Origin of the sequence: Marinomonas sp. MED121, assembly GCF_000153025.1 — a bacterium.
Taxonomy (GTDB): Bacteria; Pseudomonadota; Gammaproteobacteria; order Pseudomonadales; family Marinomonadaceae; genus Marinomonas.
This window is the reverse complement of the sequence record NZ_CH672429.1, coordinates 1,481,131-1,506,933: the sequence shown is the minus strand read 5'-3', so window position 1 is coordinate 1,506,933 and position 25,803 is coordinate 1,481,131. Positions and strand designations below refer to the sequence as shown.

21 protein-coding genes are annotated in these 25,803 nt (G+C 38.7%); 11 read left to right on the top strand and 10 right to left on the bottom strand.

The window, feature by feature from the left end; all coding sequences use genetic code 11:
• Positions 1 to 150 precede the first annotated feature (150 nt).
• Positions 151 to 465 carry a hypothetical protein gene (locus MED121_RS06845; RefSeq protein WP_009832917.1) on the top strand — a complete coding sequence of 105 codons (315 nt, stop codon included), beginning with the start codon at positions 151 to 153 and terminating at the stop codon, positions 463 to 465.
• 283 nt (positions 466 to 748) lie between these two features.
• On the opposite strand, the gene MED121_RS06840 is transcribed toward MED121_RS06845, so the two are convergent.
• Both MED121_RS06840 and MED121_RS06835 read right to left on the bottom strand, forming a co-directional pair.
• Complete coding sequence (locus tag MED121_RS06840) at positions 749 to 1,669, bottom strand: alpha/beta fold hydrolase (RefSeq protein WP_009832916.1); 921 nt, start codon at positions 1,667 to 1,669, stop codon at positions 749 to 751.
• Between the two features lie 166 nt (positions 1,670 to 1,835).
• The gene (locus tag MED121_RS06835) at positions 1,836 to 2,804 is read right to left on the bottom strand and encodes a dienelactone hydrolase (protein ID WP_009832915.1); all 969 of its coding nucleotides are present in this window, start codon (positions 2,802 to 2,804) and stop codon (positions 1,836 to 1,838) included.
• A 238-nt stretch (positions 2,805 to 3,042) separates the two neighbouring features.
• Here MED121_RS06835 and MED121_RS06830 point away from each other — a divergent pair, with 238 nt between their 5' ends.
• Complete coding sequence (locus MED121_RS06830) at positions 3,043 to 3,939, top strand: LysR family transcriptional regulator (RefSeq protein ID WP_009832914.1); 897 nt, start codon at positions 3,043 to 3,045, stop codon at positions 3,937 to 3,939.
• A 102-nt stretch (positions 3,940 to 4,041) separates the two neighbouring features.
• Here MED121_RS06830 and MED121_RS06825 read toward each other — a convergent pair whose 3' ends face one another.
• Positions 4,042 to 5,835 (bottom strand): ABC-F family ATP-binding cassette domain-containing protein, encoded by a 1,794-nt coding sequence (locus tag MED121_RS06825; protein ID WP_009832913.1) that lies wholly within the window; start codon positions 5,833 to 5,835, stop codon positions 4,042 to 4,044.
• 522 nt (positions 5,836 to 6,357) lie between these two features.
• Here MED121_RS06825 and MED121_RS06820 point away from each other — a divergent pair.
• Positions 6,358 to 7,227 carry a magnesium chelatase domain-containing protein gene (locus tag MED121_RS06820; RefSeq protein ID WP_009832912.1) on the top strand — a complete coding sequence of 290 codons (870 nt, stop codon included), beginning with the start codon at positions 6,358 to 6,360 and terminating at the stop codon, positions 7,225 to 7,227.
• A 158-nt stretch (positions 7,228 to 7,385) separates the two neighbouring features.
• On the opposite strand, the gene MED121_RS06815 is transcribed toward MED121_RS06820, so the two are convergent.
• Positions 7,386 to 7,784, bottom strand: coding sequence for a hypothetical protein (locus MED121_RS06815; protein WP_009832911.1), 399 nt, complete (start codon positions 7,782 to 7,784; stop codon positions 7,386 to 7,388).
• Positions 7,785 to 8,138: 354 nt separating this feature from the next.
• Between MED121_RS06815 and MED121_RS06810 the strand changes: the two genes are divergently transcribed.
• Complete coding sequence (locus MED121_RS06810; protein WP_009832910.1) at positions 8,139 to 8,447, top strand: XRE family transcriptional regulator; 309 nt, start codon at positions 8,139 to 8,141, stop codon at positions 8,445 to 8,447.
• 115 nt (positions 8,448 to 8,562) lie between these two features.
• Here MED121_RS06810 and MED121_RS06805 read toward each other — a convergent pair whose 3' ends face one another.
• A complete protein-coding gene (locus MED121_RS06805; RefSeq protein ID WP_009832909.1) occupies positions 8,563 to 8,817 on the bottom strand; it encodes a plasmid stabilization protein in 255 nt (84 codons plus the stop codon).
• 388 nt (positions 8,818 to 9,205) lie between these two features.
• On the opposite strand from MED121_RS06805, the gene tssI reads away from it, so the two are divergent.
• The 3 genes from tssI to MED121_RS06790 are packed head-to-tail and all read left to right on the top strand — an operon-like array spanning position 9,206 to position 14,412.
• Positions 9,206 to 11,317, top strand: coding sequence for a type VI secretion system tip protein VgrG (gene tssI / locus MED121_RS06800; protein ID WP_009832908.1), 2,112 nt, complete (start codon positions 9,206 to 9,208; stop codon positions 11,315 to 11,317).
• Positions 11,296 to 11,913, top strand: a complete 618-nt coding sequence (locus tag MED121_RS06795; protein ID WP_036178889.1) for a DUF4123 domain-containing protein — start codon at positions 11,296 to 11,298, stop codon at positions 11,911 to 11,913. Before tssI ends, MED121_RS06795 begins: the two co-directional genes overlap by 22 nt.
• A 9-nt stretch (positions 11,914 to 11,922) precedes the next feature.
• Entirely contained in the window at positions 11,923 to 14,412 is a 2,490-nt protein-coding gene (locus MED121_RS06790; protein WP_009832906.1) for a LysM domain-containing protein, read from the top strand.
• A gap of 70 nt (positions 14,413 to 14,482) precedes the next feature.
• Here MED121_RS06790 and MED121_RS06785 read toward each other — a convergent pair whose 3' ends face one another.
• The 3 genes from MED121_RS06785 to MED121_RS06775 form a co-directional block, all read right to left on the bottom strand.
• Positions 14,483 to 15,499 carry an SUMF1/EgtB/PvdO family nonheme iron enzyme gene (locus tag MED121_RS06785; RefSeq protein ID WP_009832905.1) on the bottom strand — a complete coding sequence of 339 codons (1,017 nt, stop codon included), beginning with the start codon at positions 15,497 to 15,499 and terminating at the stop codon, positions 14,483 to 14,485.
• Between the two features lie 223 nt (positions 15,500 to 15,722).
• Positions 15,723 to 16,742 (bottom strand): SUMF1/EgtB/PvdO family nonheme iron enzyme, encoded by a 1,020-nt coding sequence (locus MED121_RS06780; protein ID WP_009832904.1) that lies wholly within the window; start codon positions 16,740 to 16,742, stop codon positions 15,723 to 15,725.
• A 223-nt stretch (positions 16,743 to 16,965) separates the two neighbouring features.
• A complete protein-coding gene (locus MED121_RS06775; RefSeq protein ID WP_009832903.1) occupies positions 16,966 to 17,982 on the bottom strand; it encodes an SUMF1/EgtB/PvdO family nonheme iron enzyme in 1,017 nt (338 codons plus the stop codon).
• Positions 17,983 to 18,316: 334 nt separating this feature from the next.
• Here MED121_RS06775 and MED121_RS24040 point away from each other — a divergent pair, with 334 nt between their 5' ends.
• On the top strand, positions 18,317 to 18,460 hold the full coding sequence (locus MED121_RS24040) for a hypothetical protein (RefSeq protein WP_083789373.1): 144 nt from the start codon (positions 18,317 to 18,319) through the stop codon (positions 18,458 to 18,460).
• A 229-nt stretch (positions 18,461 to 18,689) separates the two neighbouring features.
• Positions 18,690 to 20,972 carry an ankyrin repeat domain-containing protein gene (locus tag MED121_RS06765; RefSeq protein WP_009832900.1) on the top strand — a complete coding sequence of 761 codons (2,283 nt, stop codon included), beginning with the start codon at positions 18,690 to 18,692 and terminating at the stop codon, positions 20,970 to 20,972.
• Positions 20,973 to 21,080: 108 nt separating this feature from the next.
• Here MED121_RS06765 and MED121_RS24390 read toward each other — a convergent pair whose 3' ends face one another.
• Complete coding sequence (locus MED121_RS24390) at positions 21,081 to 21,224, bottom strand: hypothetical protein (RefSeq protein WP_009832899.1); 144 nt, start codon at positions 21,222 to 21,224, stop codon at positions 21,081 to 21,083.
• 406 nt (positions 21,225 to 21,630) lie between these two features.
• A complete protein-coding gene (locus MED121_RS06760; RefSeq protein ID WP_009832898.1) occupies positions 21,631 to 21,954 on the bottom strand; it encodes a helix-turn-helix transcriptional regulator in 324 nt (107 codons plus the stop codon).
• 135 nt (positions 21,955 to 22,089) lie between these two features.
• On the opposite strand from MED121_RS06760, the gene MED121_RS06755 reads away from it, so the two are divergent.
• Positions 22,090 to 23,073, top strand: coding sequence for an ATP-binding protein (locus MED121_RS06755; protein ID WP_009832897.1), 984 nt, complete (start codon positions 22,090 to 22,092; stop codon positions 23,071 to 23,073).
• A 32-nt stretch (positions 23,074 to 23,105) separates the two neighbouring features.
• Positions 23,106 to 25,712: a S8 family peptidase gene (locus MED121_RS06750; protein WP_009832896.1), complete on the top strand. Its 2,607-nt coding sequence runs from the start codon at positions 23,106 to 23,108 to the stop codon at positions 25,710 to 25,712.
• The last annotated feature ends 91 nt before the right edge of the window (positions 25,713 to 25,803 follow it).

The window sequence follows — 25,803 nt, the reverse complement described above, 5'->3', positions numbered from 1 at the left end:
TTTTAAGCAATAACATCATTTTAACCTGCCATCCAAGTAATTTATGGGTCGCGACAATTTGTCTCTGTTAGAGGACAAAAACAGCTTGTATCATGACTTTCTGCTATTAGTCGGCACACTAAAATTGGCCAAGGGTCGGAGGGTAAAAAAATGGAGCTCACAAGAAAAAAACCAAGGGACTTTGTTTATATTGATGAGCTAAGAGAAGCGGATGCAGATTGGCCAAATTACTTTTTGGGTAATAAGGTCTGGGTATTTTTTGACTCTTACGATGCTAAATTAGCCGGTGATGAACCTTATTCTCGGATTGTTGTTTGTTGTGATAATGAGACGGGCTGGACCTTGCATAAGGGCTGTACTGAATTGGATCAGGTTAGAGATGTTGCCAACAAGATTACGACACCTATTTCGCAGCAGCAGTTGATTGAGCTTGGCTTCACCAAATGGCATGGTTGGTACGAATAAGGGTGTGATATCTATGCACTAGTACTCTTCTATTACATGCTTTGTGCCTCAATATTTAATTCAGTGAGTCTGTTATCTGATTAAAACGTCCCTTGGCTAAAAGGCTTTTATACATGCGTTGGGTATATAAAAGCCTTTTAGCCTTGGATCAGTGGTTTAGATTAAAGCTTGGATTGAATGTTTGCTATCTCTGCACGCCATAGCTCTTGTCGCTTTAAGTCTTCTTCTAGTAGCGTTTCAAGCTCAATTAAGCACTATTGATATACACAATGATTTTCACAATTTATTTTTGATTAATTGTGCCGACACTTGGCGAGCCTTGATTAAATGCTTCCACGGCCTGATCCCATGCAGGTTGATTAATATTGAGAGCTGAATGCAAGTAAGCTGTTGTGAGCCTTTGCACTGCTAAGACTCTATCCGGGTCTTCATCTGTTGTATCTGTTACCCCATATCCTGTGATTCCTCCAAGGAGGTGCTCACCGCCATGTAAGGTTAGAAGGGCATTTGCCCCTGGGCTTAGTGTGTAAGGTTCGATAAACCAATCTGGACCACGACTACTAAGTGGAGAATCATCTTGATCACCAGCAACCACCATTGTGGGTGTTTTTAGCTCAGTAAAGCTAGGGCTCATAAAAGAAAAATGCTCTGCTGCAAAAGGTGAAAGAAACTCGCCACCTAACCCTGTTGCAGATAATAAAACACCAGCGCGAATACGTGAGTCTGATTTATCTAACCCTAAGTGACCGTCAGTCCCAATAACGCGAGCGCCGAGTAGCATTCCAACTGTCTGGGCACCGTATGAATGGCCAACTGCTGCAATCTTAGAATAATCTAAGCGACCTTTAAGAAATGGTACGCTGTTTTCAATTACTGATAAATTGTCGAGGATATTCGTCATATCAGCTAAGCGATGCTGCCATATATTTGGTGTTCTAGGATCTGTTGGTGAAAGTCCCAAGGTCTTAGAGTCTAAGAAAGTAGGCTGAATCACCACGAAGCCATTCTCTGTCCAATAATCAACAAGTGGTGTGTAGTCGCGCATGGACTTAGCAAATCCGTGTGCCAATAAAATAATTGGAAGATGATTACCTTGTGCAGGTGCGGAAATTTTTATTTGTAAATCTAACTGACGATAGTCTGCTGACAAAGTAATTGGACTATAACTAAAAGCGGCTTTAATTTCGGATGACTGAATTATCATTTTCTTTTCCTCGATAGCGTTGTTTGTGTTGATTCGCAAAAAGTTAGTGGTGGTTTGCCGTTGTCGATGAGCTCCTGTGTTTTATCTGATACATGGCCCCTTGAACTTGCTGAATAAGAGGGCTAGCTTGTCATTTTTTGTGTTTTACTAACCTTTTAAAATAAGTTCATTTGTCTGTTATATGACCGAGAGAACGTGCGGGCCCAGCCAACTGGTTACGTGCTTTTTCCCAAGTGAAATCATTCGAATCGAAGGCAGATTTTAAATATGCCCAAGTAAGTCTTTGAGTTGCGGCTAAGGTATCAGGTGACTCATCACTTGTTTCCTTTGCATCGTAACCAGCAATACCACCTAGGCCATGCTTAGCGCCGTGCAAAGTAAGAAGCAGATCAATGCCTGGCGCTTCTTTGAATGGGTCTGTATACCATTCAGGGCCTTTAATCGACATGAAGGTGTTATTGTCGGCATCTCCTACGACAGATAAGGCTTGCGTTTTTAGATACCTAAAATCTGGGTTTAACTCAGTAAAATTTGTTCGGGCAAACTCACTTAAACTGTCTCCACCTTTGCCAGGTGCAGCAAGTAATACTCCTACCTTAATGCGGGGTTCAAATGTGCTGACATCCCTATCCTTTATTCGTCGGCTGTCTGTTAGATGAGCACCTAATAACATGCCGACTGTTTGACCGCCCATAGAGTGGCCGACAGCAGCAATGTTCTGATGATTTATTCGACCTTTAAGTGCTGGTATTCCTGATTCAATATTTTCTAACTCATCTAAAATGAGTTTCATTTCATTTACGCGTTCTCGCCAAAATAATGGCGCATCACTTTTATTAGAATCAAATCCAGCCACTTTCGAATTGGCATGTGTCGGTTGGATGACGACAAAGCCATGTTCAGCATAGAAATTTACTAAGGGCCCGTAACCGTCTTTCGAAGGCAGATAGAGTGAGGGGCCGTCTCCATGTGAAAATAATACGACAGGTAGATTCTCTCCTTTTACCGGTGCAGTAATGCGCAGCTCAAGCGGGTGAGGTCTGCGACTAGATTCAATTAAAACTGGCGAAATTGAGATGGTTTGCTCTGCTTTTGAAACAGGTAAGTGCTGTGCAATATCAATTAAATTATTCATAGATGCTCTCCTCTATATCTCTGAAAATATGATAGAGGTGGGGTATTGATGGATAAATATGAAATTCATTAATGGCTTGTTCGTTATTTTGGAACAATCAGATTCGTCATGAATAAGAGATTGAAAAGAAAGGGATAATCGACTTAGTATGCTAATCTTTAATGATAAATTAAGGTGTTTTGTCTTTCGATGTTTGTTTAGTGCCGCATTAAAATCTTACTTTTAGGAGCCTAATATTATGGACAAAATGCAAACCTACCTAGTGTTTGCAACAGTGGCTGAGCAGCTTAGTTTTACTAAGGCTGCAGATATCTTAAATCTCCCACGAGCGACTGTATCTACTAGTATTCAAAGTCTTGAAGCAAGGTTAAGGGTACAACTTTTAAATCGGACTACTCGAAGGGTTTCATTAACGCTAGAAGGCCAAGTTTTTTTAGAGCGTTGTCAAACTGTGTTAACGGAAATCGATGATTTAGAAAAATCATTTCAACAATCGACAGGTAAATTAGATGGACGTATTAAAATAGACATGCCTGTCAATTTTGCTCGTGAAATAGTGCTCCCTCGTCTGTTTGAGTTTAATAATAAATTTCCCGAGATAGAGATAGACCTGAGTTCGCATGATACTTTTATCGATGTTGTAGGAGAGAGTGTCGATTTAGTTATTCGAAGAGGTGACTATTCGGATAGCAATTTTGTCGTACGCAAACTTATGAATGTTAGTATCGGCAATTATGCTAGCCCTGCTTATCTTAAAGAGAGAGGGGTGCCTAAAAATCTAGATGATTTGAAACATCACTCTTTAGTCACTTATTCACCTTCTTTAGGCAACAAAACAGGTAACTTTAATTATCTATATGATAGAGAAGTTAAAAAAGTATCAATGCGAACTAGTATTAATGTTAATAGCACAGTTTCTTATACTGATGCTTGTCTTGGAGGCCTTGGTATTGCGCAACTTCCTAAGGAAGCCGTCGGAAGTTATGTGCTTCAAGGTAAGCTGATTGAAGTGTTGCCGAACTATGCAATGCCTAAATCTCAGATTGATTTAATTCATTTGAAAAATAAAAAAGTTTCTCGTCGGGTGCTGGTGTTTATAGATTGGCTTCTTGCAATTACTTCAACGTTTAGATAATACATTTTTATTATTTGAGTGATTAAAACGCCCCTTGGCTAAAGGCTTTTATACATGCGTTGGGTATATAAAAGCCTTTTAGCCTTGGATCAGTGGTTTAGACTAAAGCTTGGATTGAATGTTTGCTATCTCTTCACGCCATAGCTCTTGTCGCTTAGGTTTTTGCCGCTTCTCTTTTCGCTTTAAATCCTCTTCTAGTAGCGTTTCAAGTTCAATTAAGCGTTCTAACATCTGTTCTTCATTTAACGCTCTATCTGAGTGTTCGTTTTGCGTTATAGCAAATTGCTCATGAGTCTCACTGAATTCCTGTGAGCTTGAGCTTATCATTCCTTGTTTTGCTATAGACTGATAGGCCTCTTCAGCGCTTATGTGCTCGATTAATACGCCATCTTGAATCAACCAAAAGCGATTGCAGGCCTGCTCAATCAAGCTGCGATCATGACTAACAAGAAGACTGGCACCGGTAAACTCATTCAGGGTGTTAATAAGCTCTTCTTTACCTTCCATATCTAGGTGGTTTGTTGGTTCATCTAGGAAAAGTAAGTGATACTTAGCCAGCGTTAACCCAATAAAGAGTAAGCGAGCTCGCTCACCACCACTTAATGAAGATACTTTTTGAGTGTGACGTGCATATTCAAAACCAGCACTAATGAGTGCGCGTTTACCCTGTTCATGACTAATGGAACCGAAATGGCTTAAGGCATCAATGAGTGAACTCTCGTCATCAAGCTGATTTTGGGATTGATCGTAATACCCTAAACGGCATCTATCATGGAAGGTGACGGCTGTTACTTCTTTTTCATCCCTTTTTCCTACTTTTTCTGTTGGTTCTGCTTTAGTGAGGGTGTGTGTCTGTGTCTTTTGCAGATAAAGTCGATGCAATAGGTTTAACAAGCTAGATTTGCCACAGCCATTACTGCCAAGTACCGCAATACGATCTCCGCTCTTGATTCTCACTTCTATCATTTGAAAGAGTACTAGCGCACTGTTTGGTGGGCAGAGTTTAAAGGGAGTGGTTTCGAATAAACGCTTGGCCGGTAAGTCTTCACCTTGTAGTTTTAAACACCAAGGTGTGCCGTCACTGAGTTCGGTTTGCTCTTCTTGAAGACGCTCTTTTCTGGCGTACATGGTTTTAGCTTTACGGGCGAGGTCTTCATTGTCATAAACTTTGCCCCAAGTGGCTAAGCGTTTAGCGCTTTTTTCAATACGATCGATTTCTTTTTGCTCACCTTGATGGCGTAACTTATCTTGTGCGTCTTTTTCCTCTAGTGCTGTTCTAGCTTGAGAGCAAGATAAAGCAAAATGATGCAGGGCTTGGTCACGCATAATCCAGGTAGTATTTGTAATCGCATCCAGTAAAACTTGATCATGGGAGACTAAAACAAAGGCGCCTTTCCAATTCTTTAAAAAGCTTTCGAGCCAAATTAAAGACGGCAGATCTAGATGGTTACTGGGTTCATCCAGTAAGAGTAAATCTGGCTCATTAATAATGGCACGGGCTAAAAGAAGTCGCATTTGCTGACCCCCGCTACAATGACTAACTAGCATTTGATATTCATGCTCAGCAAAGCCTAACTCGGATAGTATTAACTCTGCTCGCCAATACTCAGTCTCATCAAGAGTCTCGGCTAACGCATTAATTAGGCTGCTAGAGTCTAAGCTTGACGGAATATGTTGTTCTACATAACTCATCAAACAGTGATTTGCCTTAGCAATATTACCTTCACTGGCGTCATATTCGCCATTGAGTAATTTTAGTAGGGAGCTTTTACCGCAACCGTTATGGCCGATAAGACCAATTTTGTCGCCACTTTGAATTGTGAAATTTAGTGCTTTAAATAAAGGGGTGCTTGAATGTGCCAGTGTTAGGGATTGTGCTGTTAAAAAAGTGCTCATAATATTCTCAAGAATTTTTGGCGCAATAAGGCCGTTGTCAAAGCTGACAATAATTCTTCGAACAAGAGTGAAGGTGTTCGGGTGAGACTAAGGCCTGTTTTAGACAGTCTGTCGCTCAGTGGTAAAAATTTCGCTCAAGTCGAGATTATCGCAGCGCGATATCAAAAACGCTTGAGCGGATACGAATACCGAAAAGGCGTGGGTTGGTAACACACCACAAAGACATAGAATCCTCCTTAAATTAGTTATGTATTCAGCATTAGTTTTAATTCCATCGAGTATCCACTTTATCAGCATTGATTTTAATGTACAGAGACAAACGTCATAAAATAGCTTGATTAAAGGCTTCTAATTTGCCCATTACATAGGTTTTTAGTTGTAAATAATTCAGTGGAATCTAGTAGTTAGCTGCTATGCTTAAAGAAAGGCTTAATTCACAGGGAGTGGTTAAGTCTTTTTTGTAGGAGGCATCAAACCTCCTTTTTCCGTATTTTCTTCAGACTTTTTGATCAAGGAGTGATCATGAGTTTAGCGAGAGTTTATAGCCGCGCCCGTGTGGGTGTTGATGCCCCTCTAGTCATGGTAGAAACCCATATTTCAAATGGTCTTCCCGCTCTTAATATCGTTGGTCTTCCAGAAGCCGCTGTTAGAGAAGCCAAAGACAGAGTACGAAGTGCGATTATGATGAGCCAATTTGAGTTTCCTACACGGCGCATTACGATTAATTTAGCCCCAGCGGATTTACCCAAAGAAGGCGGTCGCTACGACCTCGCAATCGCGGTAAGCATTCTCTCTGCCTCAGGCCAATTGGGGGAGCTTGAGTTAGATGCTTTAGAGTTTGTTGGTGAGCTAGCCTTATCAGGAGACATTCGTGGTGTGCCAGGCTTATTGCCTTCTGCAATAGCGGCCAGTGAATCAGGTCGGCAATTGATTTTGCCTAAAGATAATCAAATGGAAGCTGCCTTGGTGGAATCTAATCACCTAGCGGCGGTGCACCTTACTCAAGTTACCAGCTTTTTAATGAAGCAGTCTTTTTTGAACCCTTGTATTGCTGAATCAATACAAAAAAGGGAAAAACAATATAAGGATATGGCCGATGTAAAGGGGCAATTTCAAGCAAGGCGTGCCTTAGAAGTCGCTGCTGCTGGTGGCCATAATCTTTTATTTATTGGTCCACCTGGTACAGGTAAAACCATGTTGGCGTCACGTTTACCAGGCATTATGCCGAGTATGACAGAGGCCGAATCCCTAGCGGTTGCCAGTGTGCAATCTGTGTCAGGGCGAAAAATGGGGGCTGACTGGTTCTGGCAAGAAAGACCTTTTCGCTCACCTCATCATTCAAGTTCTGCCGCCGCTTTAGTGGGCGGTGGTGTAAGGAACATTGTTGAATGATAATTCACATCGATAATTGATAATATAAGTTGATATTTGATATTAGAAAAAGTCTTGTTGAACTAGGATTTTATAATTATAAGTAGAACAATTCTTCTACTTCGTGTTGGGTTGATGAGCAAAAAAACTGGTAGGAGGTTCTGCCTATTGGAACATGTTTATATAGCTCTACTCTCTAAGTACTTGCGCACTGAATCAAACGTTAATATTGAAGGGCTTGTTATTAGTTTCTCTTTAATACTTTGGCCTTGAAAAATAGGATGGTTAACAGGTCTATTCCAAAAATCATGTTCGTGGCCTTTAGGGGATGATAAGGCAATGGCTTTGTGGATTCCTAATAATAAAGATAATCGATCAACTATATCAACCTTTAGTTCCACGCCACGCTCTTCAGAAGCTTTCTTTAGCCATGATTTATATGTGTTAGGTGAAACGCCCCCTAATAATGTGCTTATTTGGTGAAGTGATAAATCCCAGTGTTTTGGGTCCCTTTTCTCTTCAATCCACGTTAAAGCGACAGCATTAATGTGATCGACTGAATTGTGAGTTCTTCTCATAGCAACTTCCTATCAAGGTTAAACTAGATATAGTATAGCTGTTTAGATCGTTTTCTTAGAGGTTTTCATTGGGGTGATTGATGCTACCTTCTCTTTAGGTGGCTAAAACTTAGCCCCTTCAGTTGATAATTTAAGTTGATGTTTGATATTAGGAAAAGCATAAATGAACTAGAATTGTATTTATATAAATAGAAAGAATTTTTTAAGTTACGTGTGACATTATTGATTGGAGCGTTTAAGTCGATTTGTTTTTTCGCAAAAAAACTTTTTGACTTGGGTTCTTATGCAAGAAGTATCATCAGCCTTTCTGATTGGTTATTACCTAAGAGTTGTAAGGATTAGGAGTGAACTATCGTGCCGTCTTTTAAACTTGATAGCATTTTTAATGTCGTTACAAGCCATCCAGAAGAGTCGAATGAACTGCAACTTCGTGCTGATTTTATTATTGTAATCAGAGATATCATAATTGATAAAGGCTGGAAGCATGAAGATGTGGCCAAGAAGCTTTTGATTACTGAAATGAGAGCGAATGATTTACTTAATGGTCGAATCGAAACGATTTCTACCAGCTTGCTAATAACTTACTTATATCGGCTCGGTTTTCGTTTTAATCCCGTTTACGAAAATCATAAGCTATCCGTTTCTGTGCAAACTGTAACGTAAAAATATCACGATTAAACGTGTATATTGCGGAATGATTTCAGAGGCTTTTAAAGTTATGAATACCACCTCATTCTGCATACAAACTATAGGCTTCTATAGTCTAAGGTTTACTAAACTAAAGATCATTGATACTGATATCTATTTCTGCTGACTCTTTTCGTTTTTTGACTAATTGGGCTAACTCTAAATCATCTAATTTATCGACTAACATTTCGTAGTACTCTGCTGGAATACAGTAAAAAACAGGCTCATTTTTGTTAATAATAGCCAAAGGGAGCCCTCCTGCTACAGAAATGGCCAACATCGGATTTTGTTTGAACTCGCTGATATTTACTGAATAATCAGCGAGTATTGGACGAACAGTTTTCATAGTCTTCTCACTAACAATCTACTTAGTTTTTTAGCAGGCTAACCATGAGCCTATATGGAGCTAAAAAATCTGAATTCTGAGGTTATTCTAGGCGCTTTCAGTCGTTGTTGCACCTTACGATCGCATTGTCACTATTAAGACACCTTAGTTTATATTTTCATTTAATACTGATGTATTCCACTTCATATTGAGATTATCAATGCATGGGCTTAAACGCATCACTGCTTGCTTTTATGACGAACTTAGGCAAGTTATTACTCAGTGTTTAGCAATAACTTGCCTAAAAGAGAGCGTTAAGAAGTTAGAAGTTGAGTCATATGGGAAGTGTGATGTATTGGTTTAAATTTTGCTTGTGCTGGGTTGCTTTTAACAATATGGATATTACTAAATGGCACTTAATAGCGGACTGCAATTTACCCTCTCAGTAGAGGGTTTACCTGAGACAGTGTTTGTCGTCACACAATTTAAAGGACAAGAGTCCCTCTCACGCTTATTTCAGTTTGATGTGTCGCTGGCGAGTCGTGATGAAAAGATCACAGTAGACCAGGTGTTAGATAAAAATGTCAGTTTGAGTGTCTGGCAAGATGGCTTTATTACACAAAAATGGCAGGGTATTGCTCAAGCGTTTGAGCGTGGGGATACAGGGCTGCACCACAGTTTTTACCGCTTAGAAATGGTACCCGCGTTTAAACGCTCGACCTTAAGGCACAATAGCCGTATTTTTCAGCTTCAATCCGCGCCAGAAATTATTGCCCTCTTATTGGAAGAAATGGGGATTACAGAGTATGCCTTTTCAACGGCAAGGGTATGTGAACAAAGAGAATACTGTGTTCAATATCGTGAAACCGATTATGATTTTATCACTCGCCTTGCAGCTGAAGAAGGCCTGCTATTCTACTTTAGCCACCTGGATGATAAGCATACTTTAGTTTTCAGTGATGACAGTCAAAACCTGCCAATTTTACCTCTGCCTGCAAGTTATAATGCGTTAGGTGGAAGTAAAGCGAGCCAACCCTATGTGCGTACTTTTAAGCGTTATACCGAATCGGATGTATCCTCTGTGCAACTGAAGGACTATAGCTTTAAACGCCCTGAATACAGTTTTTTGCACGAAGCTATCGGTACTGAACTAGATGCTCAACACGCTACTTATGAATACTATGATTATCCTGGCCGTTATAAATCCGATGACAGTGGTAAAGCTTTTTCGCAGTACCGACTTGATGCCCTAAGAAAAGAGGCAATCACAGCCAAAGGTGAAAGTAACCTTGCTAGTTTAATGTCTGGCCATAAAGTTAGCTTACTTGAGCATCCGCAAGAAGAGTGTAATCAAGACTGGTTAATCGTCAGTATCGAGCACGCAGGTACTCAGCCCCAAGCCTTAGAAGAAATGGGCGGCGAAGGGGCAACCACCTATAACAACCAGTTTGATGTGATTCCAGGTGCTCGCCAATGGCGTCCAAATGTGAATAGCAAACCCTGTGTCGATGGCCCACAAATCGCAACGGTTGTTGGCCCTGCGGGCGAAGAAATTTATTGTGATGAGTTTGGCCGTATCAAGGTGCAATTTAGCTGGGATAGGCTCGGTTTAGCGGATGAGTTTTCTAGCTGTTGGATGCGGGTCTCTCAAGGTTGGGCAGGTGGCCAATATGGTATGCAAGCACTGCCTAGAGTCGGGCATGAAGTGATTGTTAGCTTTTTAGAAGGAGACCCTGATCAGCCCATAGTGACAGGGCGCACTTACAATGCTAATAACCAGCCCCCTTATGCCTTGCCAGAACATAAAAGTAAGACGGTGATTCGTACTCAATCTCACCAAGGGGAAGGCTTTAACGAGCTGAGCTTTGAGGACCAAGCAGAACAAGAAGAAATCTATCTTCATGCGCAAAAGGATTTAAACCTTAAAGTACAAAACGATAGAAGCGAAACCATTCAACATGATCTGACTCAAACCGTCGGCAATGACAGGTTCGAGCAAGTTGGCTTGAATGACAACCTCACAGTAGAAGGGAACCAAACTGAGACCATCACAGGGGATCATAGTCAGCAGACCGATGCCTCTTTACACATTAAAGTCACAGATAAACACCTTATCGAAACGGGGACAGACGTTACCTTAAAAGCGGGTACCAAGGTCGTCATCGAAGCGGGCGCAGAGATGTTATTAAGCGCGGGCGGCAGTACCGTCAAAATCGACGCCGCTGGGGTGAGCATGTCAGGTTCGGCCATTAACCTAAACTCAGGCGGCGGCGCTGGTAGTGGTGCTGCCTACGCTGGACAATTAGCCGAAATACCTAAGTTCTTAGAGCTAGCCGAAGTTATCGACCCAAGTATGATAGCCCTTGAAAAAGGCACGGCTGTAGCAGGGGAAGCCAATGTACAAGACGTGGCACTTGAAGCGGTAGAGGTTGAGTATCCTGAGCTAGTGCAAAGTGGCGCGTTAGTGACTGAACTCTGTAATTGTGGTGAGGGTGGTACATGTCCAATTCACACATCTTAGCGTCAATGCCATGGCAAAAAACAGAGTCAGTCAGTTTTAATAATGAGTTAAACCATTATGTCATTATCGATTCTTTATTGGTGCCAACAATAAAAGAATGGGCTTACCAAGATCAAACCTTACATGATGTTGAAATACAGCCTTTGTTTAAGGATACCTTGTTTAATAGCAATGCAGATCAAGGGCCGTTTTTTATGAATTTACACTCAGAAGGTACCCTCATTGGGCAATTAAATGATGTGCTAATGTCAACGCCAGCAGGTTGTATTATTTCTTCACGTGCTGGCTTTGAGGATCTATATCAGCATTGTCAAAATAAACTCATTGTCTCTTCGGGTGAGGAAGCTAATCAGGCACTTTTACGTTTTTATGACCCAAGAAACTTGGCCGTCTTTTTAGGTGCTTTAAGTGAGAGTGATCGAGCTTTATGGATGGGACATTTAGAGGAAATGCAATGGTTCGATCATGGATGGCATGGTTTGAAACAAGCGCCTTCAGATGACGTGGTTGATTATCACCTGACTTTGACACCAAGATTAAAAGAAACAATGCGAAATATACAAATAGCGTTACAAGACGCTCGTTTTCAAGGATGAAGCAGATACATGAGTCAATCGAATTATACCCGTGAATATGTTGTACAACCCGATGACCAGTTGATGGCGATTGCCTATCATCAAGATGTTGATTATTTTGAGCTATTAGCACTTAACCCTCAATACCATCTTAACCCTGATTTAATTCGCCCTGGTGAAATTGTTTTATTACCTGCCATACCAGAAGAAACAGAAGATGAGGAAGCAGAATCTTCAGTACCTAATGTGCGAAAAATGCCAGTGAGTCAAGAAGGCTGCATAGAGGGCGAACCCGCTTGTACAGTAAAGCCAATTCATGATGTGCTCTTTTTTACCCAAGAGAATGATAAGGATACTTACTACACTTTAGGTGAACTTGCTTGTGAAGAGCTCGAAACAGAAATTAGTTATGTTGAAGAGTTGATGCAAGACTATCGTGAGATAGTTGAATCCGTTCCAGATGAAGCCACGGCAGTTAAGCAAGATCTCATTGAGCACGTTAAAAAGAAAGAGATGTGGGTAAAAAAAGCCGACCAAGCGGGCTTAATTAAAGCGAATTCAAAACCTAAGACTAAAGAAGATAATTTACCGAGTCAGGACTTTATTAAAGCAAGTATTAAAGAGTTAGGTAGGCAAAGAGAGCTGATTTTTGAATATCACCCCTTTTTTTCGCAAGTATCTGAAGATGTACTAAAACGTAAAAAGTTAGAGCAAATAGACAGTGAACTTGCATTACTGAATAAACAGTTGCAAAAAGAACCTGCTTATCAAAAAAGTGATTATAAACCGGTCGATCAATCAAAAATGGGGCAAATTAAACAGAGGGAAGTGGCCCAACATGGACTTATAGAAATCCTTTCAATTAGCCGAAATCAATTGGTCTATATTAGACAAGAGTTTTTTGAGTTACATAGAGAAACCTATTTTGATCAAAGTAATATGGGTGAGGAGTTAAGAGAAGCGTTAGCCACTCGTGATACCACTGCAATTTTTAACGCGCTGAAAAATGAAATTACGCAAGGTATTTCTGAAGAGAAACAGCAATCAGCGGTAGGTAAAATTGAACTTAAATTAAAGGAATGGAAATTAGCCGACTCTTCTTTTTTTGAAAAGTGGAGTGCGTCTAAATCATTGAAAAATGCTGAAGGTGAGACAAAGTTTGCTATAAGCTCAGAAGCCCAACTACTCCGCTTTTCAGCTCAGGCTGCACTAAAATCTGATGTTGATTTATCTAAAGGTAAAATCGATTTAAATATTGGTGTTCAAGCTGATTTGGCATTAGCAGAGGGTAAGATAGAAGCGAAAGCTTATTTACCCTATGAAAAAGGCTATCCGATAGGCATTAGTTACCTTGATGCAAACCTAAATGTGGCGAAAGTGCCGTTGGGCTGCTTTAGATTGAATGCTGGTGTTAGTTTGCGTTGTTTTGTAGGTGCAAGTGCATCAGCAAGTGCAGGTGCCAGTATTTTATTGTCTCCCAGTATAGCGTTAGAAGTTGATGAAGACATTGGCTCAGTTGGCTTAAAAGGAGAAGCGTTTGCTGGCGCGCAAGCAGGTGGTGAGTTAACGGGGGCACTTGAATGGCAGTCTCCGCAAAATTTAGGTAAACCTGATTTTGAACAGCTATTAAAGTTTGCAACTGGTGGGGCAGTTTCCTTTGGTCTAGGTGCAGGTATTGATTTTAGAATTGAATTGTATGGAGTAACATTTTATTTTACCTGCTCTGCTCGATTAGTGTTTGGACCGGGTGCTTCTGGTAGCTTCGGAACGGAAGTAGATGGTGAAAAGTTGTGGGAATTAGCCAAAGTCATTTTTTGTGCTTTAGAGGTAGCAAATAATCGTAAGCTTAATAATGTTGATAGTAATGCTTTTACCTATTTTTATCGTGCGACGTATTTAGGGTTTTCTTTACCTGGTTTAGTCATTCAGTCAGCAATTATTGAGGGTAAAGCTTCAATCGAGAAGGAGTGGATAAAAAGAATTACTGCATTAGAGAAGAAGGAATATAAGATAGCTGAGGCTTATCAGGTTAGTAAATCTGTTCTTACTGAACAAACTATCTCCGGTATTCCTATGAGTCGATTACCTGTTGAGACTATCGCTATGATGTTAGATATTTTGGTTACTACATTTATATTTAGCTTTGACCTAGATGATTATAAGCAAGAAGAACAGCAACAAAAAGCAATTATGTTACTCCTTACTATAGGTGTGAAGACTTGGCGTAAGTTTGAAGAAGTACTTATTAGAATGAACTCCGAAGCAAAAAAAGGGGGAGATAAAGATTTATTTGATAATATGGCCAGGATTAATGCCATTTTAGATTGGGAGGAGCAGAAAGACTTTAATATTTGGGTACACAATCTTGCAGATGGTATCCCTAGCCAATCTAAACCTGTTCAAAAGGCTTTTAAGATAAAATCTTTAAATAATAAGCAAAAAATACAAAAGCGTAAGCTAATAAAAGAACAAGTTATTAAACTGAAGAATTATAAGCAGACTGATGAGTTATATGTGTAGATAAATAAGCTTTTATAGTGACTTAAGCCCAAATACAAAATTTGGGCTTAATTTTTGGTTCCCATCGTTTTTAAATGGGATCGATTAACTGGATAGCACATCGAAAGCCATATAAAGGGTAGTATTCCGGCTGATCCTCAAAGACTCCTCGATTAGTAACAAACCTTCTACTCCCTCCCACATCTCTATATATCTTTTTTGTACCCTCATCAGGTCCTTTTGGATTAAGCTCTGGAGATTGTTTATAGTATTCTTTTGAGAACCAGTCATTGACTAATTCAGAGGCATTCCCCGTCATATCATAAAGCCCTAATGGATTAGGTGGAAGCAAACCAACTTCTCTCACATCATTATCAAAATTTATTTCTTCTGCTTTATAATCAATATGATATCCATACTCATTTTCTAAACTTCCACCTTGATAGCGAATAAAGCCATCATTTGTTGCATAATAGATTTTCTGTCCGCGGTTGCGGGCCGCAAACTCCCATTGCGCTTCTGTAGGTAAATCAAAAGGTAAGTCAGTTAATTTAGCTACCCATAAACAATAGTTTTTAGCTTCTTGCCATTTTTGAATTGGAGTGGGACGATTGTCATAAGAATGATAAGAACTTGGATATTTGACGACTCTCATTTCGTAGTCTAATACGTTTAGATTATTAATGAGTCTAAATGCGTCAAATTCATAATAGGTCGTTTCATATCTGGATAGAGAGTAGCTTGACAGGGTTACTTTATGTAAATTGAGTGCGCCGGTTTTTCTAGCGTTAGCGCCTGACCAGCATTTAGCATCTGGGGTCCAGGTTAAATTGTCCAAACTTTTATAGATGCAGGGGGTTCTAAAATCACCCATCATAAAGCTGCCACCTTCGATAAAAACCATATCATCAATAGATTTCACAGCTACTTCTAGAATGTGTTGCTTAAGCTCTTTATCTGCATCAGGGTAGAAGCTTTCAATATTGGCTATTATCTCAGCAATTTTCTCATCGGAGACATGCTCGCTTTTAACTTGCAAGGCGTTGCCACCACAGGCTGTTAGTAATGGAAATACAATGGATAACGTCGCTAACTTTGTTTTTAACACTTTTTCCTCCTTGAATCATTTGTCTGTTTCGGGAGTGCTTAACTCTAGCTATGAGGCAAGTATAAAGGCGATTTTAGGGATGAAGAAGTATTAAAGATGTTTTGTTAGAAAATTTACATAAAAGGTTTAAATAGCTGTTTTCTGGGCAATTTATTGCCTAACTATACAGAGAAAGTGTTTCAAATTAACTAACTTAGTTTTCAACTTTATAGCAGTGTGGGCACTACCACGCTGCTGATGTTTGTTGGAGAACACAACGAAAGCCATATGACGGGTGGTGCTCTGGCTGATCTTCAAAGTCTCCTCGAGTAGTAACAAATCGCTTCCCCCCCTGTATATCTCTAAAAACTTTTTTTATGCCTATATCAGGTCCTTGTGGGTTGAACTCTGGAGATTGCTTATAGTAATCTTTTGAGAACCAATCGTTGACTAACTCCGAGGCATTGCCTGTCATATCATAAAGCCCTAATGGGCTAGGTGGAAGCAAACCTACTTTTCTCACATCATTATCATAATTTATTTCTTCTGCTTTATAGTCAATAGGATAACCATTTTCGTTTTCTAGACTTCCATCCTGATAGCGAATGAAGCCATCATTTGTAGCATAATAGATATTCTGTCCACGGTTGCGGGCAGCGTATTCCCATTGTGCTTCAGTTGGGAGATCAAAAGGTAAATCAGTTAACTCAGCTACCCATAAACAATAGTTTTTAGCTTCTTGCCATTTTTGAATTGGAGTGGGGTCATTGTCATAAGAATGATAAGAACTTGGATATTTGACGACTCTTCTTTCGTAGTCTAAAACGTTTAGATTATTAATGAGCCTAAATGCGTCAAATTCAAAATAGGTTGTTTCATACATGGACAGGGAGTAGCTTGAAAGAGTTACTTTATGTAGGTTAAGCGCTCCTGTTTTTCTATAAGAATAGCTTGAAGGGCATTTAGCATCAGGTGTCCAAATTATTTTATCTAAGTCTCTGGTATTACAGGGTGCTCTAAAATCCCCCATCATAAAGCTGCCACCTTCAATAAAAACCATATCATCAATAGATTTCACAGCTACTTCTAGAATGTGTTGCTTAAGCTCTTTATCTGCATCAGGGTAGAAGCTTTCAATATTGGCTATTATCTCAGCAATTTTCTCATCGGAGACATGCTCGCTTTTAACTTGCAAGGCGTTGCCACCACAAGCTGTGAGTAATGGGAATATTACGAATAATGTCGCTAACTTTGTCTTTAACACTTTTTCTTCCTTGAATCATTTGTCTGTTTCGAGAGTGCTTCACTCTAGTTATGAGGCAAGTATAAAGGCGATTTTATGGGTGAAGAAGTATTAAAAATGTTTTGTTAGAAAATTTACATAAAAGGTTTAAATAGCTGTTTTCTGGGCAATTTATTGCCTAACTATATAGAGAAGGCGTTACAAATAAACTAACTTAGTTTTAAATTTTATATCTATGTGGGCACTACCAAGCTGCTACTGTTTGTTGAAGGCCACAACGAAAACCATAAATCGAGTAATATTCTGCATTATCTTCAAAAACGCCTCGACTTGTAACAAATCTTCTATCACCTGTCACATCTCTATATACCTTTTTAATGCCTTTATCAGGCCCTTTTGGATTAAGCTCTGGAGATTGCTTATAGTAATCTTTTGAGAACCAATCATTGACTAATTCAGAGGCATTGCCTGTCATATCATAAAGCCCTAAAGGGTTAGGTGGAAGCAAACCAACTTCTCTCACATCATTATCAAAATTTATTTCTTCTGCTTTATAATCAATATAATACCCATACTCATTTTCTAAACCTCCACCCTGATAGCGAATAAAGCCATCATTTGTTGCATAATAGATTTTCTGTCCGCGGTTGCGGGCAGCGAACTCCCATTGGGCTTCTGTAGGTAAATCAAAAGGTAAATCAGTTAATTTTGCTACCCATAAACAATAGTTTTTAGCTTCTTGCCATTTTTGAATTGGAGTGGGTTTATTCATAATCGCTTCAACTATGACTGGATATTCAATTCTTTCTTCTGCTCTTAGTACAGGTAGCTTATTCGCTAGCCTAAAAGCATCAAACTGATAGTAGGTTGTTTCATACTTGGACAAGGAGTAACTTGAAAGAGTGACTTTATGGAGGTTAAGTGCACCTGTTTTTCTAGCGTTACCGCCTGACCAGCATTTAGCATCTGGGGTCCAGGTTAAATTGTCCAAACTTTTATAGATGCAGGGGGTTCTAAAATCACCCATCATAAAGCTGCCACCTTCGATAAAAACCATATCATCAATAGATTTCACAGCTACTTCTAGAATGTGTTGCTTAAGCTCTTTATCTGCCTCGGGATAGAGACTTTCAATATGGGCTATTATCTCAGCAATTTTCTCATCGGAGACATGCTCGCTTTTAACTTGCAAGGCGTTGCCACCACAAGCTGTGAGTAATGGGAATATTACGAATAATGTCGCTAACTTTGTCTTTAACACTTTTTCTTCCTTGAATCATTTGTCTGTTTCGGGAGTGCTTCACTCTAGTTATGAGGCAAGTATAAAGGCGATTTTATGGGTGAAGAAGTATTAAAGGCGTTTTGTTAGAAAATTTACATAAAAGGTTTAAACAGTTATTTTATGGGCAATTTATTGCCTGATTTCAACAGTTTATTTCGTTGTTGTTTAAGTGTTTTATCATGCTATTTATCTCAAAAAATAGTACTAAATAGTGTTGCTGCTAGCTTTATAAAAAAGTCTCCACTTACCCTTGTGAGTTCCTTCCAGCCAATTGCTACCTTAATGATGTTCAATTAACTAAGGAGCAATCAATATGTCTAATACTAAATCGAAATCTATGACGAAATCTGATGCATCTCGCATTCAAAGTGCAGAAGCCAAAGCAAATAATGGAGAGGTTGCAAAAGGTAGTTTTGCTGCAAGAGCGCAATCTGCTGCTGCAAAATTAAATAAATAGGCTTAGGGAAAGGTGGGCGTTAGCCCACCTACTGCAGCATGAAAAAATACAGTAGCAATAAAGACATTCATAAATTAGTGTGTTGTCTTATTAGAGATAAGTGGCGCTTTAAACGTCTTAAAAAGCATGGTTCTGTTTGCTCACCTAAAGGTAAACAACTTACTGTTCCTGGTAGCCCAAGTGACCGACGTGCATACATGAATTTTTATAAGGATATTCAAAGATTATCATGACTAAAGAAACGATCATTACTCCATACTATTCTTTTCAACACATACTTAGAGAGTTTGCAAAAGGACTGGGGACCAAAAAGTTAGCAGGAAAAAAAATAGATGACGCCTGCAAAAAAACTGAAATTAGCCCTTTCCATTTAGACACTTTAAAAAAAGAGCTGATTCATGAGCCTTTGACTAAATATGTCAATATTCACTTTGCTGATCATATCTTAAAGCAATTCGAATTTATCTGTGAATGTTATCTGAATCTCTACAAAGCAATACCATTAGATGGCGCTAATGCAGATGAATCTAAAAAGATTCTTGATAAATACTTTTTTACATTTGCAGTCGTTGAGCTATGTACAGAATCGATAGATGGGATGGGGCTATCAGCAAGAGAAATTGCTAACTCAGATAAAACCTTAATGACTTTAGTACTAGAGCAGTTTGAGAAAAGTAGTGAGTGGCAAGAGTTCTATCAAAAAAGTTCTGATAGTCAAAAAGAGCGAATACGAGCTTGGACTTCACAATCTGCTGCAGAGTTACCCGAGATATCTAGTATTGCCGCTTTCGGTGAAAAATCGGAACTGGGAAATAGTTGGGGAACATATAAAGCTCGTCTTATCACAGCTAGGCTTTGGGATTACTTTTTTGATCGTAGTGGTTATACGGACTTAAATTTAGTTAAACAACTTTTGGCTAACGAATGCTTAGAGGAGCTTGCTAAATGCCTTATTGAGAGCCTTACTAAAGGTGCGGTAAGGTTCGAACCAACGGCTGAACTAGCTTTACGTGCATCAAATTTACTCGCGCTACGTAAAGTTAAGTCTAAGCACGCTAAGCAACAAAGCTTAGGGTTGCTAAACGAGTTAAAAGATAAATTATCCACCATAGATACACGAAAGGAAACAACCTATTACTATCATTGGATGATGGCTCGTTACCAGCTACATTCTGGTAATTTAGAAGATGCTATAGATGAATATACTTTAGCGTTTGAACAGGTGATTTATCGCCAAGGTGAGAATGCTGAACGCATCATTAGAGAGGCGCTTATAGCAGCGTGTCGATCCCCTAAACCTAAGAAAAGCTTTATCAATCGGCTTAGAAGAATGGCTGTTTTAATGAAGATTGATTTTATGCCTTCTGGAGTTGATAAAAATGAGTTTAAAGCAAAGCCTGAAGAAATAGAAAGCTGGGAGATTGCTGCGTATAGCGCATACTTTGATTCTTTTTTTTCTAAGGACTCTTTTTTCCCTGATGCTACTTATCCTAGTGAGCCTCATAAAAGTTCTGGTCCGTGGATTGTTGTTGAAGATAGCTATCGTTTAGACCTAGTGAAGCCAGATAAAATGTTCTCAGTAGGGTTAATTGATGGTATGTCTAAGAAAATGCCTCAACTAACATATTTTTCGATGATGGATGAAGATGATGCGGTTGCTCAATTATTAGACGCCGGCGCAAATGTTAATAAATTATCTTCAAGTAATGAGTCTGCTATTTTACTGGCTGTGCAGTCATTGCAAGTTAACCTTCTACCTCTTAATTCGATGAAAGATCAGAGTTTTAAACTGATAAGCGAAAAAACACATAATAAAAGTGTTCTGGATACAGTAACAAATAAGAGGAAACTTTCGCCTCTAGGTTGTGCTGTTCAAACTGGACGAATAGATATTGTTGAAAAACTGATCGATATGGGGGCTACTGTAGATAGAAGGCATGATGTTGGCAATGAAACACCTCTTTTTACGGTTATTGCCCTTATATCACAACATTTAAAAAGACCTCAAAATCAGGCGTTTAATGAATGGATGAAATACTCCGAGATCGGTTTGCAAACTGCTAGGGCATACTCTGCAGGTCTGCTACCCCATGACCTCAAACAACTAGGCGAAAATATTTCAAACCAACAACAAGATGAAATGCTTAAACAAATGCAAGCCCACTGTACTAGCTTAATAAAGGGTAATGTTTGTAAATATTCAACCGCTGATAATTTAAGAGAAATTGCTAAGCTGTTAATCAGTCGTGGCGCATCTCCAATAGCAAAGCATAATACCGGAATGCTTGGTTATACGCCTCTGATGTTAGCTATTGAGCTTAATGAGGCGGAGCTTGTAAAGTTTATGCTTGATTCTAAAAAGAGCGAGATTGATTTAAGGGACACTTGTGTTGATTCTAGAAATCAGCAGAGGATAGGCATGTTAAGGTTGATGCACTTTTGGCAATCGAGGGACGTTTATAATGTTTTTACCAAGCGATTTGGTAAAGATTTTTTTAACATTATGCCCTGAAATATTGATCAAAAATCAAATATTCTGAATTTTAGTACAAAGAATGCGACTTCTTAAAGAAAGTCGCATTCTTTGGTGTTTGCTGCTAGCTACTAACACCTATTCAAGTTACTCCTGAAAAGCTTTGATAAGCTCTTCTTGAAGCAGTTCAATCCTTAATGCAATATCATGCTGCTGATAATCGGGAAGACTCGATAAGTCCTCCAAGGTAATTGCTTTTAGGTTGACTAATAAAAAGTAAATCTGATCCATCTAAACACTCCTTGTTGATGGTGGGCTACCTATTCCTTAGGTATTTAAAACTTAGCTCCTTATATTGATAATCTAAAGAAAAATGTAGAGGTATTTACAAAATTATAATGTATCTGTCAAATATAAAGGCAATTGTAGGTGTGAAGAAGCATTAAGGAGGTTTTGTTAAAAAATTTAAATGGCTGTCTTTTGGTCAATTTATTGCCTGATTTCATAGAGTAGGTGTTACAAATTAACTAACTTAGTTTGCAATTTTATATAGGTAAGCGTTACCAAGTTTGAATTGATCATGATATAGGGCTTCATAAGCAATGACATTGGTTTCGTTTCTTGGCTTGGTGCATGAGAAGGTCTCGCTTTCGGCTTTATTTTTAGTTGAGGTAGTGTGTATAAAACTCCTTATACTTTATAAAACGTCATTATCTAAATCCTTATTTGAACTGTAAGCTTTTATTAAGTCTATTAGTGCCTTCCGTATTTCCTTATGTTTTTCTCCTTTCAATCGAGATGTTTCTTTAAGAAGTAATATTAGACTATCATCGTCATTTTCAAGCTGAGATAGAATATTCATACAATGAATATATGTTTTTGCACTCAAATTACTTTCACCGGAAATGTATTTAGATATTTGTGCTTGGCTTTTTCCTAATTTTTTGGAAAAATCCTTTTGACTTAAAGTGGATTTTTTAAGTGCAAGCTTTACTACATCTGATTCGCTTAGTAAATTCATAAATATTTCTATAAACTTGAAAAATGGAAATTATTCACCAAATGAATTAAAATGGCTAGTGTTTATGAAACTTAAATTCTTCCTTAATATTCGTGCAGTTTGCTATACTGCGAATATTGTTATTCGAGGTGTATTGTGGCTAGAGCAGATTTGGTTGTAAGTTTGGTTGAAACAGGCATAAACGGTGATTTGTCGCGTTTCAAGAAGACTGCGGAAGCAATTGCTGCAGAGGCAACTGCTCGGCATCATCATCATCTTGCCGATAAATTAAAGAGCATCCTTGTAAATAGCAGTTCAACAACAACTGATAATCAAGCAAGACGCTTTACGAATAATCCCGATCTTCAAAATGCTTTTTATGAAACAAAAGCTCAAAAAACTTTATCTGATTTGACATTATCAGATAGTGTTCTTTCTGTTTTTTATGAGGTTATAGAAGAGCATTCTCGAAAAGATTTGCTTCGATCATACAATTTAGAACCTCGACACAAAATTCTAATGAGTGGGCCTCCTGGGAATGGCAAAACAACAATAGCTGAAGCGTTAGCAAATCATTTAATGGTGCCTTTTTTTACTGTTAAGTACGAAGGTATTATCAATCGTTTTTTGGGTGAAACCGCTCAGCAAATGGATAAACTATTTGAGCATGTAAGTACTCAACGATGTGTTTTATTTTTTGATGAGTTTGATGCAATAGGTAAAGAGCGTGAAGATGCAAATGATAATGGTGAAATAAAACGTGTTGTTAGTTCGTTACTCAAGCAAATAGATCTTTTACCAAATCACGTTGTCGTCGTTGGTGCAACAAATCATGAATCTATGTTAGATAAAGCCATTTGGCGTCGATTTCAAGTGCAAGTGAATATTCCATCGCCTACTCAAAAGATGGCATCAAAATGGTTTGAAGAGTTTGAGGAAAGAGTCGGACATTCTTTAGGCTTATCACCAATGACGCTAGCTAAAAAATTAGTGGGCCTTAGTTTTGCTGAATTAGAACAGTTTGCTTTGGATGTACAAAGAAAATATGTACTAGGACTCCCCGATAGTGAATCAAATATTAAGAAAATCACTTCACAATGCCTTAGTCAGTGGTCAAACCGATATAGGGTAGAAGAATAAGAGAGTAACTCACTTAAAAGGATTTTGTTTAAATGGAAAGAAAACCAATTCTCACCTTCAGAAAGCCAAATACAGATAGAAAAAGAGATAAGCTGTCCCCACCCAGAGTGCAAAAATGTGCTCCTTCTGAAGATAAACAAAAAGCAAGAATTTTTTCAAAAATTGAAACACTAGAAATAAAATTTGCTGAAAATATTAAGTTATCAGATTCTCCAGAAGGCATGCTTCCTGAAAAGGTTTTAGTGTTGGAAGTAGCTGGAGATATTCAAAATCTGGCATTGGCTCTTGCTAAAGTCGAAGGGTTTGAATTTATTGCAAGCGAACTTCTTGATAGTAGCTATCAAGATGAGAATTTTTACCTTAAACAAGGCGAGTCATTAAAGCCTACCAGCAAAAATGCCTACCTGACCATGAGTAGTCAAGCAGGGCTACTTCATTTAAAAGCAATATGGAATCAGTACCTTAAAACTGGAGATATTAAAAAAGGGCTCACGCCACTGAGGGAGGCTTTTCTTCATTTAATTGATATCCGTATTTGGGGAACAAAAGATCGACTTGAAAGTACGCATTTGTTGGAAGATTGGGCGTATAAATTAGAAGATGTTGAGCATGGTTATGATGATCTAATTCCATTTGAAATTGAGCTTTGGTATCGCGAAAATAGCCAGCTTAGAATTAATGCGGAACACCGAATAAAAAAGCTAATACAATTGAATGGCGGTGAAGTATCTAGCTGCTTTGCTCATGCTGGAATTGGTTATCACGCAATACTTGGAAAGTTGCCTGTTAGTGGCGTTCAGGAGATTATCAAATCAAGCGGTAAATCAGTTGAGCTCATGCGATGCGACGATGTTATGTTCTTTAGACCTTTAGGGCAATGCTTAGTTCCTAAGGTAATCGACTCTGATAGTCAGATGAACTTTGAGTCAAATACGAGTAATGACGACGTCTCTGAGCATTTGCAGCCGATAGTTGCATTATTTGACGGCTTACCTTTGTCAAATCATGAAGCTCTTAAAAATCGTTTAATAATTGATGATCCAGATGATTTTGAAGCGTTATATTCGTCTCCAATGGAACAGGTACATGGTACCTCAATGGCGTCACTTATTATTCATGGTGACTTAAATAAAAAAGATGAACCTTCTTTAGATAGACCATTATATGTACGTCCTATTTTAGCACCTGGTTCTCCTCATTTTGATGGGATGAAAAGTGAGAAAGTCCCTGATAACTATTTGCCAATAGATCTAATGCATCGTGCCGTTATTAGAATGAAAGTTGGTGATGAAGGTGCTCAACCAACAGCCCCTGATGTATTGGTTATTAATTTATCCGTAGGGGATCCATATAGGCGTTTTGATATACAAATGAGCCCATGGGCACGAATGCTTGATTGGCTTTCTTACAAATATGATGTGTTGTTTGTCGTTAGTGCTGGAAATATGGCTCAAAGTATTTGTTTAGAAGGTATTAAGGAGAGGGACTTTCAATCATTGCAATTATTTAATATGGAAGAGCATTTTATTAAAGCAATTGCTAAACAGAAATACGAACGTCGTATGATGTCTCCAGCTGAGTCTATCAATGCATTGACCATAAAAGCAGAACATAGTGATGACTTTGTTGGCAAGCTCCCTCCTAATCAGATTGATATATTGGAAACAAAGAAAATATTTAGCCCTATTAACCCTATATCATTAGGTAAGAAAAACTCAATTAAGCCTGAATTGATGATGCCTGGAGGCAGGCTTACTTATCGTAATAAGAGCTATTTAGCTGAACAGGATATTGTGCTCGAACCTGTTGTAAGTACGCGCTTTGGGCCAGGGCAAAAAACAGCGCTACCTTCTTCAGTTTTGGGCTCTGTTAACTCATACGGATATACTGCCGGAACAAGTAATGCAGCTGCATTGGCAACACGTCGTATTGCTTTTTTATATGAGACACTTAAAGGGATAAAAGATTTAGGCGATTCTGAAGCTTTATCTCATGCTCCAGATGCATTAATACTGAAAGCACTTCTCGCTCATGGTGCTGAATACTCTAGGTCACTTACAGATGTTATTTCTAAATATCTGAAAGACAAATCTAATAGTAATATATTTAAATCTGAACTGAATCAATTTATTGGTTTTGGTAATGTTAATGAACAAAGAATTCATGCCTGCCAGAATAATCAAGCAACACTGATCTATACAGGAGTAATTAAGAATGATGCTGGGCATGAATATAAGATGCCTTTGCCCAAAAGTTTAGCGTCTCAAACGTCTGAGCGACGTCTCATTGTGACTATTGCATGGTTCTCTCCTGTGAATCATGGTCATCAAGATTACAGGGGGGCTCAATTATGGGCTACATCATCAAAAGAAGATATCAATGCTCAGAGTAGTGATTATTACCATCATTACTTAAAGAATGGCACACTTTATCATGATGTTCGTAAAGGTGATAAAGCGTCAGTTTTTACTGAAGGAGATCAACTTACTATTCAAGTTCACTGTATGGGGAGAGCAGGGATTTCAAATATAGAAATCCCTTATGCTTTGGTTGTCACTCTTGATACACCTGGTGAAAATATACCAATCTACGAAGAAGTTAAGCAAGGGCTTTCTATTGCTGCAGAGCAAACAGCTTAATTTTCTATAAAAATGGAGCTTTTTAAAACAAACAGTATTCTTTAGTGTTTATTACCCGTAATTAATCCATTATTAAAGCTCTCAAGAGGAG

Excerpts from the sequence above, each read along its gene's own strand:
- MED121_RS06760 (WP_009832898.1), bottom strand. The coding sequence starts at position 21,954 with ATGAATTTACTAAGCGAATCAGATGTAGTAAAGCTTGCACTTAAAAAA.
- MED121_RS06790 (WP_009832906.1), top strand. The coding sequence starts at position 11,923 with ATGAGTCAATCGAATTATACCCGTGAATATGTTGTACAACCCGATGAC.
- MED121_RS06805 (WP_009832909.1), bottom strand. The coding sequence starts at position 8,817 with ATGAAAACTGTTCGTCCAATACTCGCTGATTATTCAGTAAATATCAGC.
- MED121_RS06815 (WP_009832911.1), bottom strand. The coding sequence starts at position 7,784 with ATGAGAAGAACTCACAATTCAGTCGATCACATTAATGCTGTCGCTTTA.
- MED121_RS06820 (WP_009832912.1), top strand. The coding sequence starts at position 6,358 with ATGAGTTTAGCGAGAGTTTATAGCCGCGCCCGTGTGGGTGTTGATGCC.
- MED121_RS06840 (WP_009832916.1), bottom strand. The coding sequence starts at position 1,669 with ATGATAATTCAGTCATCCGAAATTAAAGCCGCTTTTAGTTATAGTCCA.
- MED121_RS24390 (WP_009832899.1), bottom strand. The coding sequence starts at position 21,224 with ATGGATCAGATTTACTTTTTATTAGTCAACCTAAAAGCAATTACCTTG.
- tssI (WP_009832908.1), top strand. The coding sequence starts at position 9,206 with ATGGCACTTAATAGCGGACTGCAATTTACCCTCTCAGTAGAGGGTTTA.
- MED121_RS06795 (WP_036178889.1), top strand. The coding sequence starts at position 11,296 with ATGTCCAATTCACACATCTTAGCGTCAATGCCATGGCAAAAAACAGAG.
- MED121_RS06750 (WP_009832896.1), top strand. The coding sequence starts at position 23,106 with ATGGAAAGAAAACCAATTCTCACCTTCAGAAAGCCAAATACAGATAGA.
- MED121_RS06825 (WP_009832913.1), bottom strand. The coding sequence starts at position 5,835 with ATGAGCACTTTTTTAACAGCACAATCCCTAACACTGGCACATTCAAGC.
- MED121_RS06765 (WP_009832900.1), top strand. The coding sequence starts at position 18,690 with ATGACTAAAGAAACGATCATTACTCCATACTATTCTTTTCAACACATA.
- MED121_RS24040 (WP_083789373.1), top strand. The coding sequence starts at position 18,317 with ATGTCTAATACTAAATCGAAATCTATGACGAAATCTGATGCATCTCGC.
- MED121_RS06835 (WP_009832915.1), bottom strand. The coding sequence starts at position 2,804 with ATGAATAATTTAATTGATATTGCACAGCACTTACCTGTTTCAAAAGCA.
- MED121_RS06830 (WP_009832914.1), top strand. The coding sequence starts at position 3,043 with ATGGACAAAATGCAAACCTACCTAGTGTTTGCAACAGTGGCTGAGCAG.
- MED121_RS06845 (WP_009832917.1), top strand. The coding sequence starts at position 151 with ATGGAGCTCACAAGAAAAAAACCAAGGGACTTTGTTTATATTGATGAG.